The following is a 16,540-nucleotide window of genomic DNA, read 5'->3' on the forward strand; positions in this document are numbered from 1 at the left end:
AACGACTAAACGGCCTTAGCCCTATGGAATATAGAGCTAAAGCCGCTTAGATCATTTTTATTATTTCCACTGTCTACTTGACGGGGTGCAGTTCAATTCAGCTGGCTGTGCCTTTTTTTAATCTGTCATAAATTTATATTCCAAAACCGCAGCAAGTCCTGCGCTATGGGTAAAATCCCTCCAAATAAAATAAAGACAGTATAGCTAGTTTTAAAAGCTTCACTAGTTATACCGTCTATACGAAGAAACTATTCTACCGCATGGAAGCTAACATCGTTCATTCCGTCAAATTTGACGGAAATGTAGTCGCCTGCGTTAAAACGGACCGCTTCGGTAAGGGAACCTGCTAGGATAATTTCACCGGCTTTCAGTGATTTTCCTTTCCGGCTGAGCATAGCTGCGAGCATCGAGATAGACAGTGCAGGGTGCCCTAATATAGCACAACTGGTTCCGAAGGCTTTCGCTTCGCCGTTAATGAAAATGGTTGCACCGACTAAATCGGATTGGAAATCCTCAGGTTTACGTAAGCTGTCCCCGAGAACCACTCTTGAAGCGGACGTATTGTCGGCAATTACGTCGGGAAGAGTGAATATGAAGTTTTCATACCGACTGTCGATGATTTCTAAGGCAGGGAAAATGTACTCGGTTGCATCTAAGACGTCTTCAACCGATAAATTTTCTCCTTCTAAGTCTTTCTTTAAAACAAAGGCCAGCTCCGCCTCTACTTTCGGATGAATCAATTGGCTGACAGAGATACTGCCGCCGTTTTGAACTTTCATATAATTAAACACATACCCGAAGATCGGTTCTGTAACGTTCATTTGGGTCATTTTTGCTTCACTTGTCAGACCCATTTTTGGGCCAAAAATGCTATGGCCTGCTTCCAGTTTGATTTTGATGATTTCATCTTGGATTTTATATGCATCCTCTACCGTCAGCTCAGGATTTTCTGCAGTAATTCTAGTTACTTCTCTTTTATCCAGTTCTGCTTGATGAAGAAATTCAGCAAGGGAATGTATTTTTGTTGCTTCCACCGTTTTCACCTCATTAATAGTTTTTCATGATCCGAACACGTCTTAACTAAAGCTCACCGATACCTCTCCTAACCCTGCGAATCGGGCTGTGAATTGGTCTCCAGGGTTGACGGCGACTGCTGCGGATAGGGCACCTGAAAGGATGATTTCCCCAGCCTTTAATGGAATATCATATTCTGCTAGTTTTGTAGCAAGCCATGCAACACAATTAGCAGGATGTCCAAGGACTGCTGCACCGACACCAGTATTCACCAATTTACCGTTTTTATATAAGCCCATCCCTAATTGGGCGAGGTCTACCTCTGAAACTGCAAATTTTTGATCTCCAAGGACATATAAGCCGGAAGAGGCATTATCGGCAACGGTGTCCTCAATGGTAATCTTCCAGTCTTGGACACGACTATCGACAATTTCAAAAGCAGGGACAATATATTCTGTTGCCAGGAGCACATCAAAGGACGTGATATTAGGGCCTGTTAAATCCTTTTTCAGCTTAAAGGCAATTTCTGCCTCGATTTTAGGCTGACAAAGGATATTTGCTGGAATAATAGAATCATTTTTATATTCCATGCCATTTAGAAGGTGACCATAATCAGGCTGGTTTACCCCAAGCAAATCCTGCATGGCCTTTGAGGTAAGACCGATCTTTTTCCCCGTAATGACTTGCCCTTGATTCAGCTTTTCCTGAATGTTGATCAGCTGGATTTGATAAGCTTCATCAATGGTTAAATCAGGATTGTCAGCTGACAAGGGGGATATTCCTTCTCTATTTTGCTCTGCAATGCGGAGAAGAAGAGCAAATTCTTCCGTTTTTTTACTAGATTGAACAGTCACTTGAACTCTCTCCTTTTTATCTTTCGCTTTTTAGTTTGGTGCCGATGGCAAAACGATTTGCCGGAACCTCATTTACAATCACACGAACAGATTCGATGGGTGCATTTAAACTTTCCGAAACCGTTCGGGCCACATTTTTTATACAAGTTTCAATCACTTCATTATCTCGTCCTTGCACGAGTGTAATTTGAACAACTGGCATTTATTTCACCTCAAATCATGAAGAGGAATAGAAAAACATTCCTCTGTTCGATAATATCGAACGTCGTTCTTAAATATTGATACTTCTATTATAAATTAAACACAATAGGTAAAGTCAACCTATTTTTAGTCAATTTTGAAAATTAACTGATTTCTATTCATAAAGGTTCCCTTGCTTATGAAAAGGGAGTTCCTTATAATAAATTTAATATAATTCTAACTATTTTGTTATTAATGCTATCATTTTATGATTTTTTTTGAAGGGGCGAATCTACTATGATTGAGTCCGTGAAAAAGGCATGCCAAATTATCAGTTGTTTTTCTAATGAAGAACCTGTATTAGGGATTGGCATAATCGCTGAAAAATTAGGGCTACATGTTAGTACGGCACACCATATCGTCACGACATTGTGTGATGAAGGTGTATTGATGAAAGATCAAAAGAAAAAATATCGACTTGGCTGGAGAGTCCTTGAATGGAATAATCATGTGATGTTTCAGCAGGATGTGTATGAAAAGGCAATGCCGATAGTAAAAGAATTGATTCTTAGATTTAAAGGAACTGTCCATATTGCGATGTTTGACAAAGGGACGGTTGTTTTTGTATTAAGGGTGTCTTCAGAGGAATCTACACCAATTCAAACCTATATCGGATCTAGGAAGCCGGCTTATGCGACCAGCTCTGGAAAAGTCCTGTTGGCTTATAATTCTGTTTATTTACAGGAGACGATAAACAGGGGCTTGTCACATGAGGGGCCAAATACGATAACAGATATTAACCAATTGAAAAAGGAGCTTTCGGAAATCCGTAAAAAAGGCTATTCGATCAGCAATAGTGAAAATTCGGATGACATGTATGGAGTGGCCGCACCGATCTTCTCCTATTCAGGCGAAATTATCGCAGCCGTTAATTTAGTCGGTCCTCCGTCCTATATGCAGGGCAGCAATCGTGATATGATTATCCGCAGTTTGAAAAGCACCGCACACTCTATTTCAAAAGAGCTGGGGTATATTGAAATTTAGGCAAATAGTCGTGTTAGAGGCAAATACCTTTTTTTTGCCGAATTTAAACCATGGCAGTTGTAAACCCATTCTTTGGGTATAGCTACAGTTATGGTTTTTTTATTTTTCCTCTGTTTCTGAATATATATAATTTTCAAAAAAATAAATCATCATTATGTTAATTAGTTTACAATGAGCTGCTGGATTTGCATTTACAATCATGAACGAAGGGTTGACCTCTATCAACTTTCGAGGAGAGTGATAAAAATTAGAGAGAAGCTTTAGGTAATGTATCTTTTCAATATTGTGCTGTTAAGGCTCATGGAAGGCTAATCAATTCGTACATGTATGTAAAAGGTGTTATAAGAAAGGAGATCGTAAGATGGATTTATCTTCACAATCCGTAAGTCCCATTCCTTCAGGAAGCGAACCTAATTTACCGAAAAAAAGTTTAGAAGGACGTACCATCCCTAAGGTTACATTTCTTGTTGTGGCCATATGTTGGTTTGCAATGTTTTCCGAAGGATATGATTTGGCGATTTATGGTGCTGTTCTTCCTGCCATATTGGATGATCCTGCATGGAAGCTATCGCCCGCTATGGCCGGATCTATTGCGAGCTATGCCCTTTTTGGAATGTTGATAGGGGCCGTTATTTCAGGTACGATTACGGATATTTTTGGCCGCAAAAAAGTGATGGCACTCTGTATCACCATTTTTTCCATTTCCATGATCTTTGCGGCATTAGCACCTACTCCTCAACTGTTTGGAATCATTCGCTTTATTGGAGGTTTAGCATTAGGCGGTGTTATTCCGACAGCATCAGCCTTAACCATTGAGTATTCTCCTATTAAACGGAGGTCCTTGATGTATGCGATCATGTATACAGGCTATGCAATGGGCGGTGTATTTTCGGCTTTCTTTTCCATCCTATTCTTGGCAGATCATTCATGGCGGGTCATGTTTTGGATTGGCGCGCTGCCGATTTTAGCAGTTCCTTTTATTCTCAAATTTTTGCCTGAATCGCTAGAATTTCTTGTCGTGAAAAATAGAGTTGCAGATGCAGAACGGATTGCCAACAAATATAATATTTCCATTGAAAACATAAAGGAAGCTGCGAAGAAAGAAAAAAAGAAAGCAAAAAGTAAGACCAACAATGCGGTTGCAGAGCTCTTTAGCAGACAAAACATTCGACCAACCATCTTTTTTTGGATTACCTTTTTTATGGGCTTATTCACGATTTACGGTTTAACTACATGGCTGCCGCAAATGATGAGAAGTGCGGGCTATCCACTCGGTTCAAGTATTGGATTTCTGTTGATGCTGAATTTTTCAGCGGCTGTTGGGGCTATTTTAGCCGGTGTTGCGGCAGATAAATGGGGATCTAAAAAGGTTATTATTATTTCGTATTTACTAGCGGGTATTTCCATTGCTTTACTAAGTGTCAAATCATCAATGTTGGTTGTTTATGGTCTGGTTGGAGTTGCTGGATTCGGAACAATTGGAACAACCTTAATCTTAAATGCCTATATTTCCAAATATTTCAGTACGAAAATTCGCGGAACTGCTTTTGGGTGGGCCCTTGGATTTGGACGGATTGGGGCCATTTTAGGACCTATTTTAGCCGGCTTGATCATTAGCTGGAATTTTAACCTTACGATGAATTTCTATGTTTTTGCCCTTGCCGGGACTATTGCGGCGATAGCCGTCATATTTATTCCAAAAGGCATACATGGGGAAGTTTAATAAAATATAAATAATCCACAGATGGTAACGAATTAGGGGCAAGTAATGAACTGTCCCTTTTTTTACTTTTTTATTAAGAAACCTAGAAAGGATGGTGGAGATGGAACAACTGATTAAGAGATTAAAAGAAAATGGATTACTTGAAATCCAAACACCTGTAGAAAAGGCTGCGTTTGTTTTACGCCAGTTTGCAGAATGGTTCCCGTTTGAGAATACAGATGTCATGAATGGAATTGAAACAGACATCTCCCCTGAATATTTAATCCAAAAGATGGTCCTGCAGAAACGTGGAGGGCTCTGCTATGAAATTAATCCGCTATTATTACTTGTTTTACAGGAGATTGGATTTGATGCCAAGCTTGGTGCAGGTACAATTGTGAATAACGGAAAATGGGCGCTTGATCAAACCCATGCACTTGTTCTTTTGCAGTTAGATGGAAAAAAATATATTGCTGACAGTGGGTTTGGCAGTCATCTCGCGCTTTCTCCTTTGAAGTTAGACGCAGAAGCAGTTACTTCTCCTGCTGGGACCTTTAGATTACGAACTCATCAAACCGAGAAAGGGAGTATGGTGTTGGAATGCCTAAATGAACAAAACGAATGGTATATACGCTATGCGTTCGATTGGGAACCCGTTCCTTGGAGACTGTTATCGGATATGAAACGAGCTATTCATAAAAACCCTCTCTCTCCTTTTAACAAGGAATTATTAATTGCACGGGTTTTACAGGATGGCACCGAATCCATTAACGAAAAACGGCAGCATCGAAAGTGGACCGACGGCCGAGAAGAAACAATTATGTTTGAAAACGAAGATAAACTGATTGAAACAGTGCGGCGTAACTTTCCCTCGGATTTGATAAAACAGGTCCAAAATCATTTGCTTTTCCACGATTAGGAAGATAGAATATTCTTTAAATTCTAAAGTAATTGGAGGGCGGAATCGAATGTTAACTCTTCAATCCAATCAAAGCAATTGGGATGATTATCTGAAGTATGGTGAAAGACTGTTTTTTAAGAGGAAATCAACGATCTTTAAAGAAGGTACAATAGGAAAAGAAGGATTTTACTTTTTGCAAAAAGGGGTGGTAAAGGTCTACACGACAACCTTTACCGGAAAAGAAAGAACGATTGATATTATGTTCAGCGGCCAAGTGTTTGGTGAGCAGACGGTTGATCGCCAGCCCTATTTTTCTACTGCACGGGCTTTTGAGGATTCTGTAGTCTATTTTCTTCCATACTGGAAATTACATGACTTAATGAAAGAAGATCATGCCTTAAGACTATTAATTTGTGATGCTCTTAGAACCAAATTAGACCTTCTCTTAAATAATCTCCTTATACAGTCATTACCAGCTGAACAATTAATGGCTGTTTATCTGTTAAGAATCAGCATGCAATACAACAATCATATTCCCTTGACACAGCAAGAAATTTCCAAATATACAGGATTAACAAGGATAACCATCTATAAGATTTTTAAAAAGTGGGAGAGTAATCAGCTTATTTTAGTAGGAAATAAGAATATAACGATTAACGATTTACAGCGCATAGAGGAAATTGCAGCAATCCCTGACAAGAAATAGGGCGATAAAAAGAGACTCCCTGTGCAAAAGGAAGTCTGGTGGTTCAACCGAAAAAATGCTCTAATTTTCGGGTTATCTTTTGGATATCGTTAATAAAAATAGTTCGGTCTTTTATTAGGATGATATTTTCCATTTTCCACTGGTTTAATATTTTCCATATGGTTACCCGAGAGGTTCCTAAAAAATTGGAAAGGGTGGTCTGATTTAGAGAAATTTTCGTGTTTTTTGTTTTTTCGTATAATCGATAAAATAAATAGGCTAGTTGAATTTCAACAGAGGCGTTTAAAATTGATTTTATGTTAACCAACAAACGAATTTTAGTGGCTAAGGATCGATTGATTTCATTAACTGCTTCGGGAACCTCTAAACATAAATCCTGGAAGTTCTTTGAAGGGAAATAATATAATGTTGAGTCTTTTATCGCTTCAGCCGTTGTTATATAAGGAGAATGGTGGATACCATGTTCACCTAGTATTTCCCCGGTGAAGACAATGTCAATAATCCGTTCGTCCCCGTTATAACCAACGATACTAATTTTAATTTCTCCGTCTTTTAAGTAATAGAATCCTGTACCTTGATACCCTTGCCGAAATAGCACTGAATTTCCGGGAAGAAAGAGTGGTTGTCCATAATGGACGAGGCAGTCCCAATCTACTAAATTGTTAATCATTTATTTTATCTCCTTCTTTCTAAATTAATAGTACGGTAATTAATGTGCTTATAATCCTATCATATATGTAAGCGTTAACAATTGCTTGCATTTCATCATTTTAAATTTTTATTGGAAATATGTTAATTCATTAACTAAAGGGGAGACATCAAGGTTTTAAAATATAGATATAAAGGTTAATAGCCCGAAAGGAAGTTTATTTTAGAAGGAGGATTTGCTGTGTATACAACTAGTACCGCATTTTTAGAAGCTCTCCAAGAAGCTGGTGTATCCTATATTTTTGCTAATTTAGGAAGCGATCACCCGGCTATCATTGAAAGTTTGGCAAGGGCAATGAAAGATAATAAGAAATTACCAACTGTTATCACCTGCCCTCATGAATTTGTTGCTCTAAGTGCAGCGCACGGGTTTGCTCAAGCAACTGGTGACCCTCAGGCTGTGTTGGTTCATGTAGAGTGTGGGACGCAAAACATGGGTGGAGCCATCCATAATGCTTCCAGGAGCAGGGTTCCTGTTTTAATTTTTGCGGGCGCTTCTCCCTATACACAAGAAAACGAGTTAGTTGGAAGCCGGAATGAATTTATTCATTGGATTCAAGACGTGTCTGACCAACGCGGAATCATGCGTGGATATACCAAGTATGATAATGAAATCCGCACAGGGGCTAATGTAAAACAGTTAGTGTTCCGTGCTCTGCAAATTGCCAGAAGTGAACCAATGGGACCCGTTTATTTGATGGGGCCGCGTGAAGCCATGGAAGCAGAGACTGAGCCGGTTACCCTTAACAAAGAACTTTGGGAGCCGATTGCACCTGGAGCCATTTCGCCGCAACATGTTATTGAATTAACGAAGGATTTGCTGCAAGCAAAAAATCCGGTTATCGTCACATCTTATCTGGGGAGAAATACGAAGGCGGTAGAGGAACTTGTCCGTTTAAGTGAACAATTAGCCATTCCTGTCATCGAGTCAATCCCTCATCAAATGAATTTCCCGGCACATCATCCCATGAATTGCGGTTCTTATTGGAATGATCCAGGCCAGAATGAAGTACTCGCTGAAGCTGATTTAGTTCTTGTTTTAGACAGTGATGTTCCATGGATCCAAACGAAAAATAAGCCGTCTGAAAACGCAACGGTTTATTATCTAGACATTGATCCCCTAAAGGAAGAAATGCCTTTATGGTATATCCCTTCCAAACGATTTTTTAAAGCGGATTCTTATACAGCCCTGCAGCAAATCAATCAATATTTGAAGGAAAAATGTACAACTGACCAGGAGGCGGTATCTAAGCGCTGGAAAAAGTTCTCTGCCGTTCATGATCGACAGATGGAGGCAAAGCGCCGGATTGAGGAAACAGAAACGGATGTGATCACCCCAGAATACCTTACTGCTTGTGTAAGAGAGGTAATGGATGAAAATACCATTGTATTGAATGAGGCGATCTCCAATTATGGCGTCGTTTCTAATCATATCGAAGTCAATACACCAGGCTCTTATTATGGCAGCGGTGCCGGTTCCTTAGGCTGGAATGGCGGTGCTGCAATTGGAATGAAATTAGCCAAGCCTGATAAAACCATTATTAGTTTGACTGGAGATGGCTCCTATTTCTTCAGTATTCCATCTACTGTCCATTGGATGGCCAGACGATATAACACGCCATTCTTGCAGGTGATTTTTAACAACTCAGGATGGAAAGCACCAAAACTTTCAACCCTTGGTGTTCACCCACATGGTGTAGCCAATGAAATGGAACAGTTTTGGGTGAATTTTGATCCGCATGCAGATTTGGCTAAAATCGCAGAAGCTGCTGGTGGTGCTCTTGCGATCAAAGTACAGGAGCGTTCCGACTTGAAAGCTGCCCTAGAAGAAGGAATCAAGCAGGTGAAGGAAGGGCGTTCTGTTGTAGTAGATGTCAGCATTCCACATGTTTATTCAAAAGAGGGAAATGTGAAAATGGAGGTCGAAATATGAGTATAAAAACGAATATTTTAGGTGAGATCGTAAGTGGAATTGTGAACGACCGGATCGAAATTATTGATCTTTCCCAGCTGTTAAATGAAAGCACACCTGTGATCAGTCTCCCTGAACCATTTGCGAACACTGGCGGTTTTAAGTTTTTACCTATTTCAAAATATGATGAAAAGGGACCTAATTTTTACTGGAATGATTTTATCGCCGGGGAACATTGCGGCACCCACTTCGACGCACCAATCCATTGGATTTCAGGCAGAGACCATGACGGAGTAGATACGATGCCAATGAAAAATATGGTAGGTGAAGCATGTGTCATCAATATCACAAAGGAAGTCGATGAAAACCCTGATTATTGTTTGACGGTAGAGGATATTAAGCGCTTTGAAGAAGAACATGGTGAAATAACTAAGCATTCATGGGTATTGGTTTATACCGGATGGTCAAAGTATATGGGCAATCACGAAAAGTATTTTAATGTCGGCGAGGACGGACAGCCGCATACGCCGGGCATTTCCAAAGAAGCCTCCCTATTTCTATCAATAGAGCGGGATATTTTGGGAGTAGGAGTGGAAACAGTCGGAACAGACGCCGGAATCGCAGGCACATTTGAACCGCCATTTCCGAATCACCACTATATGCATAAAGCCAATAAATACGGTCTTGCCCAATTAACCAATTTAGAAAAACTCCCACCACGAGGAGCTGTCTTAATTATAAATCCATTAAAAATAGAAAATGGAAGCGGAAGCCCAATCCGAGCGATCGCCCTAGTTGAAAAAGAATAGAGCTTTTGCTATGGGGTTTTTATAAAAATTAGAAAGAAAATTGGAGGTAGGTTGTATATGGTAACAGCTAAAACGGTTGTAGATCTTAAGCTTGAAGAAAAGTATGGTCTGTTCATTAATGGTGAATTCTTAGAACCAACAAACGGTCACATCGATGCCATTAACGCAGCAAACGGAAAAGTCCTTTCAAGAATTGCCAGGGGAGGCAAAGTAGAGATTGATCTCGCTGTAAAAGCGGCCAACAATGCATTTAAAGAATGGTCTAACACACCAATTGAAGAACGATCCGCCTTGCTTCATAAGGTGGCAGATGTCCTAGAAGCTAACCAAGAACGCCTAAAAATGATCGAATGTATGGACACCGGCCGCCCTATTCACGAATTTGATTTGGACTATAAGCTGGCGATTTATCAATTCCGCTACTTTGCTTCCGCTATTTTAACGTTCGAAGGAATTTCAAGACCTATTCAGAACGGCCATCTCATCGTGAAGAAAGAAGCTCTAGGTGTTTGTGCGCAAATCATCCCATGGAATGTACCGATGATTATGGTTTCCTTTAAATTGGCCCCGGCCCTTGCCGCAGGTAACACAGTCGTATTAAAGCCAGCTGAAGATGCCAGTCTTTCTACGATTGAGTTTGCTAAATTACTGAAAGATGTTCTGCCAAAAGGAGTTTTGAATATTGTAACAGGTTACGGTACTGAAGCAGGACAGGCACTCATCGATCACCCTGATATTCACAAACTTGCTTTCACCGGAAGCGTTGGAGTTGGCCGTTTGGTCGGTAAAACAGCAGGAGAAAGACTACTGCCGGTCACATTAGAGCTTGGAGGAAAAGCTCCGCATATCGTATTCCCAGACGTAGATATTGATCGTGCAGTGGAAAATGCAACATTGGGATACACCTTCTTTAATGGACAAAGCTGTGTCCTTGGAACACGTCTTTTCGTTCATGAAGATATTTATGATGAGTTTGTTGAAAAATTAATTGCCAGAGCAAAAGAAGTGAAAATTGGGGATCCTACTGATCCATCCACCAGATTAAGCTCGCTCATCAATGAGAAACAAGGCAAGCGTGTTCTCGGCTATTTCGATATTGCTAGAGAAGAAGGAGCAAAAATCCTTTACGGCGGAAATCGTGTAACGGTTCCGGGCAATGAGCATGGCTATTTTATAGAGCCGACCATCATTGAAGCTGAGAGTGACATGAGGATTGCTCAGGAGGAAATTTTCGGTCCTGCATGTACTGTAACTCGTTGGAGTGATATTGATGAGGTTATTGAAATGGCTAATAATGTTCAATACGGGCTAGCTGCCGGAATTATGACGGAAAACCTTGAAAATGCCCTAAACACAGCAAATAAGCTGGAGGCAGGAAGCGTTTGGATTAACCAATACTTTAACTTCCAATCTGGTGCTCCATTCGGAGGTTTTAAAGATAGCGGTGTGGGAAGAGAATACAGCAAAGAAGCTTTAGACCACTATACACAATCCAAAACCATTGTCGTTGCCTACCAAATGCCGCCGGCAGGATTTTTTAAATAACTGTGCGATTGATGGTCTTTCGCCAAAGACAAACCATAGCTGTTATGAACTATTCTTTAGGGAATAGTTTATACAGTTGTGGTTTTTTTGTTGTCTTTTAAAAATTGTAAGAGGAAATTATCTTTTAAAAAAATTCAATTAATTTCACAATATGAAAAAATTCGATTTTTATGAAAGCGTTTTTACACTATATTGGTAATAGAAACCTAGTAAATTGTAAGGGTGATAAATTCTCTTGAGCCTTTACTAAGAAAAATAAATTGAAAATTGGGGGAATTGTAAAGATGGCTACGATGACAAAATTAAATGCGTTTAATCTCGTGAAATGGATTGAAGAAAATAAGGATCAACTGAAGCCGCCAGTGAATAATAAGGTGCTTTGGGAAGACTCCGAATTTATTTGTATGATTCTTGGCGGCCCGAACAGACGCCGCGACTTCCATGTCGATCCATCCGATGAATTCTTCTACCAAATTAAAGGCGATTGCTATGTTGAAGTTATTAATGACGGAAAGCGTGAAGTCGTAACTGTAAAGGAAGGAGAAGTATTTATGCTTCCTGCAAACGTGCCGCATTCTCCGCACCGTGTTGCGGACACTTACGGCCTTGTTATTGAACGCAAGCGTGGAAAAGGAGAACTAGAGGATTTCGTTTGGTTCTGTGATAACTGTGATCGTGAAATGCATCGTAAAACAGTTCAATTAACAAATATTGAAACCCAAGTAAAAGGAGCAATTCAAGAATTCAACAGCAGCAAGGATCTTCGTACTTGTGAAAGCTGCGGCCACGTGATGTCAGAAGAAGTAAACGAATGGAATCCTAAAAATAATCAATAAGAAATATTTTTAAAGCGGAGGAGAAAGCATGAGAGTAGATTTTCATACACACATCATTCCAGAAGACATTCCCAACTTCGCAGAAAAATTTGGCGGCGAACGCTGGCCGACGCTCGAGAAAACATGTTCCTGCGGTGCAAATATTATGGTGGCCGGGAAGGTGTTCCGCGAAGTAACGCATCAGGTATGGGATCCTGAACAGCGAATCAAGGATATGGATGAAGAAGGTGTGGATATCCAGGTATTGTCACCTATTCCTGTGACATTCTCCTATTGGGCTGAGCCAGAAGCAGCGGAGGAAATGGCGAGAATTCAAAATGATTTTATCGCCGAAACCGTGAAAAAGTATCCGGACCGCTTTATCGGGCTTGGAACGGTTCCGCTCCAGGATGTAGAGGTTTCAATTCGCGAAATGGACCGCTGCATGCATGAGCTTGGATTAAAAGGCATCGAAATCGGGACGAATATCAACGGTCAAAACCTCGATGATCCTGCTTTTACGAAGTTCTTTGAAATGGCGGAAAAATGGGAAGTGCCGTTGTTTGTTCACCCATGGGAAACATTAGGCAGAGAGCGGATGCCGCGCCATAATTTCATGTACACTGTTGGAATGCCGAGTGAAACAGCTCTTGCTGCCGCTAGTTTAATCTGCGGCGGTGTGATTGAGAAATTCCCTGGACTAAAAGTTTGTTTCGCCCATGGAGGCGGGTCATTCCCATATATATTACCGCGCCTTGATCAAGGCTGGAAGGTATGGCCGCATTTAAGAGTCATAAATAAGCCGCCAAGCTATTATGCGAAGAATTTTTATTTTGATTCATTGAATTATGATCCCTTAAACATTAAATATTTGGTCGATCGTTTCGGTCATGAAAAAATTGTCATGGGATCGGATTATCCGTTTTTACTTAGGGAGATCCCGCCTGGGGAAGTTGTTGATCAAACTGTGGAGCTTACAGAAGAGCAAAAACAGGATATTTTAGGCAGAAATGCCCTTGCCTTTCTAAATATTGAAATAAAGGAAGAGGTTAAATCATGAGTACACCGGAAGAAAAGCTTGAAGAACTTGGGCTGGAGCTGCCGCCATTACGTCCTGCACATGGAGATTATGTCGGCTGTGTCAGAACGGGGAATCTGCTGTTCACCGCTGGTCAGGGTGTGGACCAATATCACGGCAAACTGGGCAGAGATTTAACAGTGGAAGAAGGGTATTTAGCCGCCCAACAATCGATGTTAAACCTTTTAAGTGTTGTGAAAAATGAAATTGGTGAATTAAGCAAGGTGAAGCAATTCGTCAAGGTACTTGGAATGGTCAATAGCACGGAAGAGTTTACCGACCAGCCGAAAGTCATGAACGGTGCATCAGATTTACTCATGAAGCTTTTTGGTGAAAAAGGGAAGCATGGCCGCTCAGCGGTGGGAATGGCGCAATTGCCGAACAATACCGCAATTGAAATTGAGATGATTCTTGAGATCGAGGAATAGGAGGAACAGGTGTGGCGAAAGAATTAGTAGCTGAAAATACCATCATTCAAGACGCGAAGCTTTTTATCAATGGGGAGTATCGGGAAGCACTCTCAGGGGAAACGTTTGACTCCCTTAATCCTGCCACAAATCGAAAGCATGCATCGGTTGCCAATGGCGGAGTAGAGGATGCCAAGCTTGCCATCGATGTGGCCCAGCGCACGTTTGCGAGCGGGGTTTGGAGCAAGATGCCTGTCGAAGAACGATCAAAGATCCTCTGCCGGATGGCTGATTTAATCATGGAAAATGTCGATCGGCTGGCCCTTGTTGAAACGTTAGATGTCGGGAAGCCGATTAAGGAAAGCCGCGGATTTGATATCCCCCGTGCAGCCCAAAACTTCCGCTTTTTCGCAGAGATGGCGAAATACATGGTACACGAACACTATGATATGAGCCATCATATGTCCTATGTCCAGTATGCGCCTGCGGGTGTCACCAGTTTAATCATTCCGTGGAATCTGCCGTTCATGCAAATGACGTGGAAAGCTTCTGCTGCATTAGCGGCAGGGAACACTGTCGTGGTGAAACCGGCATCTTATACGCCATTAAGTGCCGTTTTACTTGGCGAAATTGCCAATGAGGCTGGATTGCCGCCTGGTGTCCTGAATATCATCACCGGCCCGGGAAGTTCGGTTGGGACTGTGATGGCGTCACATCCATCGGTACGGAGAATTTCATTTGTTGGCGAGTCCAACACAGGAAAAACAGTGATGCGCAATGCCGCTGAAAACCTAATCCCTGTTTCATTGGAGCTCGGCGGTAAATCGGCAAATATCGTCTTTGAAGATGCGGACTTGGAAGAAGCGGTTGCTGGTTCGATTGAAGCGATTTTCCGCAACCAGGGTGAAATTTGTTTAGCCGGTTCGCGCATCCTTGTTCAAGAAAAGGTATATGACCAATTTTTAGATAAATATGTTGCTGCTGTGAAGAACATTAAAGTCGGCGATCCGACCGACGAGTCTTCAGATATGGGAGCGCTCGTGTCGAAGGGGCATTTACAAACGGTCGATGAATACGTACAAATCGGGCTGGCGGAGGGAGCAAAGCTTGCCCACGGCGGTAAGCGCGTAGCCGGACTTACAGAAGGAAACTTCTATGAGCCGACTGTTCTTTATGATGTAAATAATAAAATGCGGGTTGCCCAGGAAGAAATCTTCGGACCTGTACCAGTGATCATTCCCTTTAAAACGGAAGAAGAGGCGATTCAAATCGCCAATGATTCCATTTACGGTTTGGCGGGTGTTGTGTGGACAAATGACTTGAGACGGGCGCATCGTGTGACCTCCCAAGTGCATTCCGGCTTATTATGGGTGAACTGCTGGTACGTCCGCGACCTGCGCACGCCATTCGGCGGAGCCAAAGCAAGCGGCATCGGCCGTGAAGGCGGACGCCACAGCTTCGATTTCTACACAGAAGCAAAGACGATTACAATGAAGAAATAACGATTGTTTGGTTACGTACGGGCTCTTTCGATACGCTAATAAATGGCTGAGAATCGACGATAAATGGGTTCCCTTACCTTGACAAATTCTAGTGGTTCATGTAAAATCAGAGCATAATTTAATAGGACCTCACTTTTGTTAGTGAGGTAGAGGCGCGGTATTTATTAGTCTTTAGTGGAGTTTGAGAAGCTATGATTCTAAAGAGAAGGAAATGTCGCCGAAGCTTGTAATATTCTCCGTATTACTTGCTGGGTCTGCAGTGAAGAACTGCAGGACTGTCTCAATAAACGTCCCGGTTTATTGAGTTGAGCTATCTCATTTGGGGAAAGAAGAGGACTGTAGGGTAATTGTATATAACGAGACCTGAGTTAACCTCAGGTCTCTTTTTATTGTGCGAATTACCTGAAAAAAATAAAAATGCCGCTTGCTTACATACAGGAGGCAGATTTTTTTAGAAAAAGAGGAGGAGAAAGTATTGACGAGAAAAAAATTATCTTTTTTAATAGGAATCTCTTTAACTATGATGCTGCTATTATCAGCATGTGGCACGAGCAATTCAGGAGATAAAGGTGGAGCGGAGAAAGAAACGTTTACAGTTGGTCTTGAAGCAGGATATGCACCATTTAACTGGACGCAAGCGGACGATGCTAATGGCGGTGTTAAAATTGATGGCAATGCGGAATACGCTGGCGGATATGATGTAGAAATCGCCAAAAAAATTGCCGATGGCTTAGGGAAAAAGCTAGTGATTGTTAAAACAGAATGGGACGGCCTTGTTCCTGCGTTAACTTCTGGAAAAATTGATGCCATCATCGCCGGGATGTCACCAACTGCTCAGCGCAAAGAGACGATTGACTTCACAGACAACTATTATAAATCGAATTTAGTGATGGTTGTGAAAAAAGGTGGAAAATTCGATGGTGCTTCTTCCATTCAAGATTTCAAAGGAGCAAAGATATCAGCTCAATTAAATACCTTCCACTACTCGGTTATTGACCAGATTAAAGGGGTAAATAAGCAGCCGGCGATGGATAACTTCCCGGCAATGAGGGTGGCCCTTGAATCAGGCGTAATTGACGGCTATGTTTCCGAACGCCCAGAAGGTGTAAGTGCCCAGTCCGCTAACGAAAACTATAAAATGATCGAATTTAATGACGGATTTAAAACATCGGATGATGATACCGCGATCGCTGTCGGCGTTGCTAAAGACAGTAAATTAACGGATAAAATTAATAAAATCTTATCGGGCATTTCAGAAGATGAACAGACCAGCATTATGGATGCTGCGATAAAAAATCAACCAGCAGCCCAATAATGATGAGTGGGAAACCGAGTGCATGGGGATGCATTCGGTTTTATCCTT

Annotated in this window: 16 protein-coding genes and 1 riboswitch; of the genes, 12 read left to right on the plus strand and 4 right to left on the minus strand. The window is 41.4% G+C overall.

Annotation, left to right across the window (positions count from 1 at the left end; all coding sequences use genetic code 11):
- Positions 1-248: 248 nt before the first annotated feature.
- Genes ACFVSW_RS04455 through ACFVSW_RS04465 form a run of 3 tightly spaced genes read right to left on the minus strand, consistent with a single transcriptional unit; the run spans position 249 to position 2,070 of the window.
- The gene (locus tag ACFVSW_RS04455) at positions 249-1,034 is read right to left on the minus strand and encodes a 2-keto-4-pentenoate hydratase (RefSeq protein WP_387312721.1); all 786 of its coding nucleotides are present in this window, start codon (positions 1,032-1,034) and stop codon (positions 249-251) included.
- Positions 1,035-1,076: 42 nt separating this feature from the next.
- Positions 1,077-1,868 (minus strand): 2-keto-4-pentenoate hydratase, encoded by a 792-nt coding sequence (locus ACFVSW_RS04460; RefSeq protein WP_387312724.1) that lies wholly within the window; start codon positions 1,866-1,868, stop codon positions 1,077-1,079.
- Between the two features lie 16 nt (positions 1,869-1,884).
- The gene (locus ACFVSW_RS04465) at positions 1,885-2,070 is read right to left on the minus strand and encodes a tautomerase family protein (RefSeq protein WP_387312727.1); all 186 of its coding nucleotides are present in this window, start codon (positions 2,068-2,070) and stop codon (positions 1,885-1,887) included.
- 275 nt (positions 2,071-2,345) lie between these two features.
- Between ACFVSW_RS04465 and ACFVSW_RS04470 the strand changes: the two genes are divergently transcribed.
- The 4 genes from ACFVSW_RS04470 (at position 2,346) to ACFVSW_RS04485 (ending at position 6,401) form a co-directional block, all read left to right on the plus strand.
- The gene (locus ACFVSW_RS04470) at positions 2,346-3,092 is read left to right on the plus strand and encodes an IclR family transcriptional regulator (RefSeq protein WP_387312730.1); all 747 of its coding nucleotides are present in this window, start codon (positions 2,346-2,348) and stop codon (positions 3,090-3,092) included.
- A gap of 361 nt (positions 3,093-3,453) precedes the next feature.
- Positions 3,454-4,815, plus strand: coding sequence for an MFS transporter (locus ACFVSW_RS04475; RefSeq protein WP_387312732.1), 1,362 nt, complete (start codon positions 3,454-3,456; stop codon positions 4,813-4,815).
- Between the two features lie 100 nt (positions 4,816-4,915).
- A complete protein-coding gene (locus ACFVSW_RS04480; protein WP_387312735.1) occupies positions 4,916-5,713 on the plus strand; it encodes an arylamine N-acetyltransferase family protein in 798 nt (265 codons plus the stop codon).
- Positions 5,714-5,762: 49 nt separating this feature from the next.
- Positions 5,763-6,401 (plus strand): Crp/Fnr family transcriptional regulator, encoded by a 639-nt coding sequence (locus ACFVSW_RS04485; protein WP_387312738.1) that lies wholly within the window; start codon positions 5,763-5,765, stop codon positions 6,399-6,401.
- 43 nt (positions 6,402-6,444) lie between these two features.
- Here the strand turns inward: ACFVSW_RS04485 and ACFVSW_RS04490 are convergent, their stop codons facing one another.
- Positions 6,445-7,071 carry a Crp/Fnr family transcriptional regulator gene (locus tag ACFVSW_RS04490; RefSeq protein ID WP_387312740.1) on the minus strand — a complete coding sequence of 209 codons (627 nt, stop codon included), beginning with the start codon at positions 7,069-7,071 and terminating at the stop codon, positions 6,445-6,447.
- Positions 7,072-7,290: 219 nt separating this feature from the next.
- Here ACFVSW_RS04490 and ACFVSW_RS04495 point away from each other — a divergent pair, with 219 nt between their 5' ends.
- The 8 genes from ACFVSW_RS04495 to ACFVSW_RS04530 all read left to right on the plus strand — a co-directional run bounded on the left by ACFVSW_RS04495 (position 7,291) and on the right by ACFVSW_RS04530 (position 16,492).
- Positions 7,291-9,042 carry a thiamine pyrophosphate-requiring protein gene (locus ACFVSW_RS04495; RefSeq protein WP_387312743.1) on the plus strand — a complete coding sequence of 584 codons (1,752 nt, stop codon included), beginning with the start codon at positions 7,291-7,293 and terminating at the stop codon, positions 9,040-9,042.
- Positions 9,039-9,830, plus strand: coding sequence for a cyclase family protein (locus ACFVSW_RS04500; protein WP_387312745.1), 792 nt, complete (start codon positions 9,039-9,041; stop codon positions 9,828-9,830). Before ACFVSW_RS04495 ends, ACFVSW_RS04500 begins: the two co-directional genes overlap by 4 nt.
- Positions 9,831-9,887: 57 nt before the next feature.
- Complete coding sequence (locus ACFVSW_RS04505; RefSeq protein ID WP_387312748.1) at positions 9,888-11,375, plus strand: aldehyde dehydrogenase family protein; 1,488 nt, start codon at positions 9,888-9,890, stop codon at positions 11,373-11,375.
- A gap of 284 nt (positions 11,376-11,659) precedes the next feature.
- Positions 11,660-12,211, plus strand: coding sequence for a 3-hydroxyanthranilate 3,4-dioxygenase (locus ACFVSW_RS04510; RefSeq protein WP_387312750.1), 552 nt, complete (start codon positions 11,660-11,662; stop codon positions 12,209-12,211).
- Between the two features lie 28 nt (positions 12,212-12,239).
- Positions 12,240-13,250 carry an amidohydrolase family protein gene (locus ACFVSW_RS04515; RefSeq protein ID WP_387312752.1) on the plus strand — a complete coding sequence of 337 codons (1,011 nt, stop codon included), beginning with the start codon at positions 12,240-12,242 and terminating at the stop codon, positions 13,248-13,250.
- Positions 13,247-13,696 (plus strand): RidA family protein, encoded by a 450-nt coding sequence (locus ACFVSW_RS04520; protein ID WP_387312755.1) that lies wholly within the window; start codon positions 13,247-13,249, stop codon positions 13,694-13,696. The genes ACFVSW_RS04515 and ACFVSW_RS04520 overlap by 4 nt, the downstream gene beginning before the upstream one ends.
- 11 nt (positions 13,697-13,707) lie before the next feature.
- Positions 13,708-15,177 (plus strand): aldehyde dehydrogenase, encoded by a 1,470-nt coding sequence (locus ACFVSW_RS04525; RefSeq protein ID WP_387312757.1) that lies wholly within the window; start codon positions 13,708-13,710, stop codon positions 15,175-15,177.
- Between the two features lie 139 nt (positions 15,178-15,316).
- A riboswitch (Lysine riboswitch) is annotated at positions 15,317-15,498 on the plus strand.
- Between the two features lie 199 nt (positions 15,499-15,697).
- A complete protein-coding gene (locus tag ACFVSW_RS04530; RefSeq protein ID WP_387313416.1) occupies positions 15,698-16,492 on the plus strand; it encodes a transporter substrate-binding domain-containing protein in 795 nt (264 codons plus the stop codon).
- The last annotated feature ends 48 nt before the right edge of the window (positions 16,493-16,540 follow it).

It is taken from the genome of Neobacillus sp. NPDC058068, from assembly GCF_042885335.1.
In the GTDB taxonomy this organism is placed as follows: Bacteria; Bacillota; Bacilli; order Bacillales; family Cytobacillaceae; genus Neobacillus.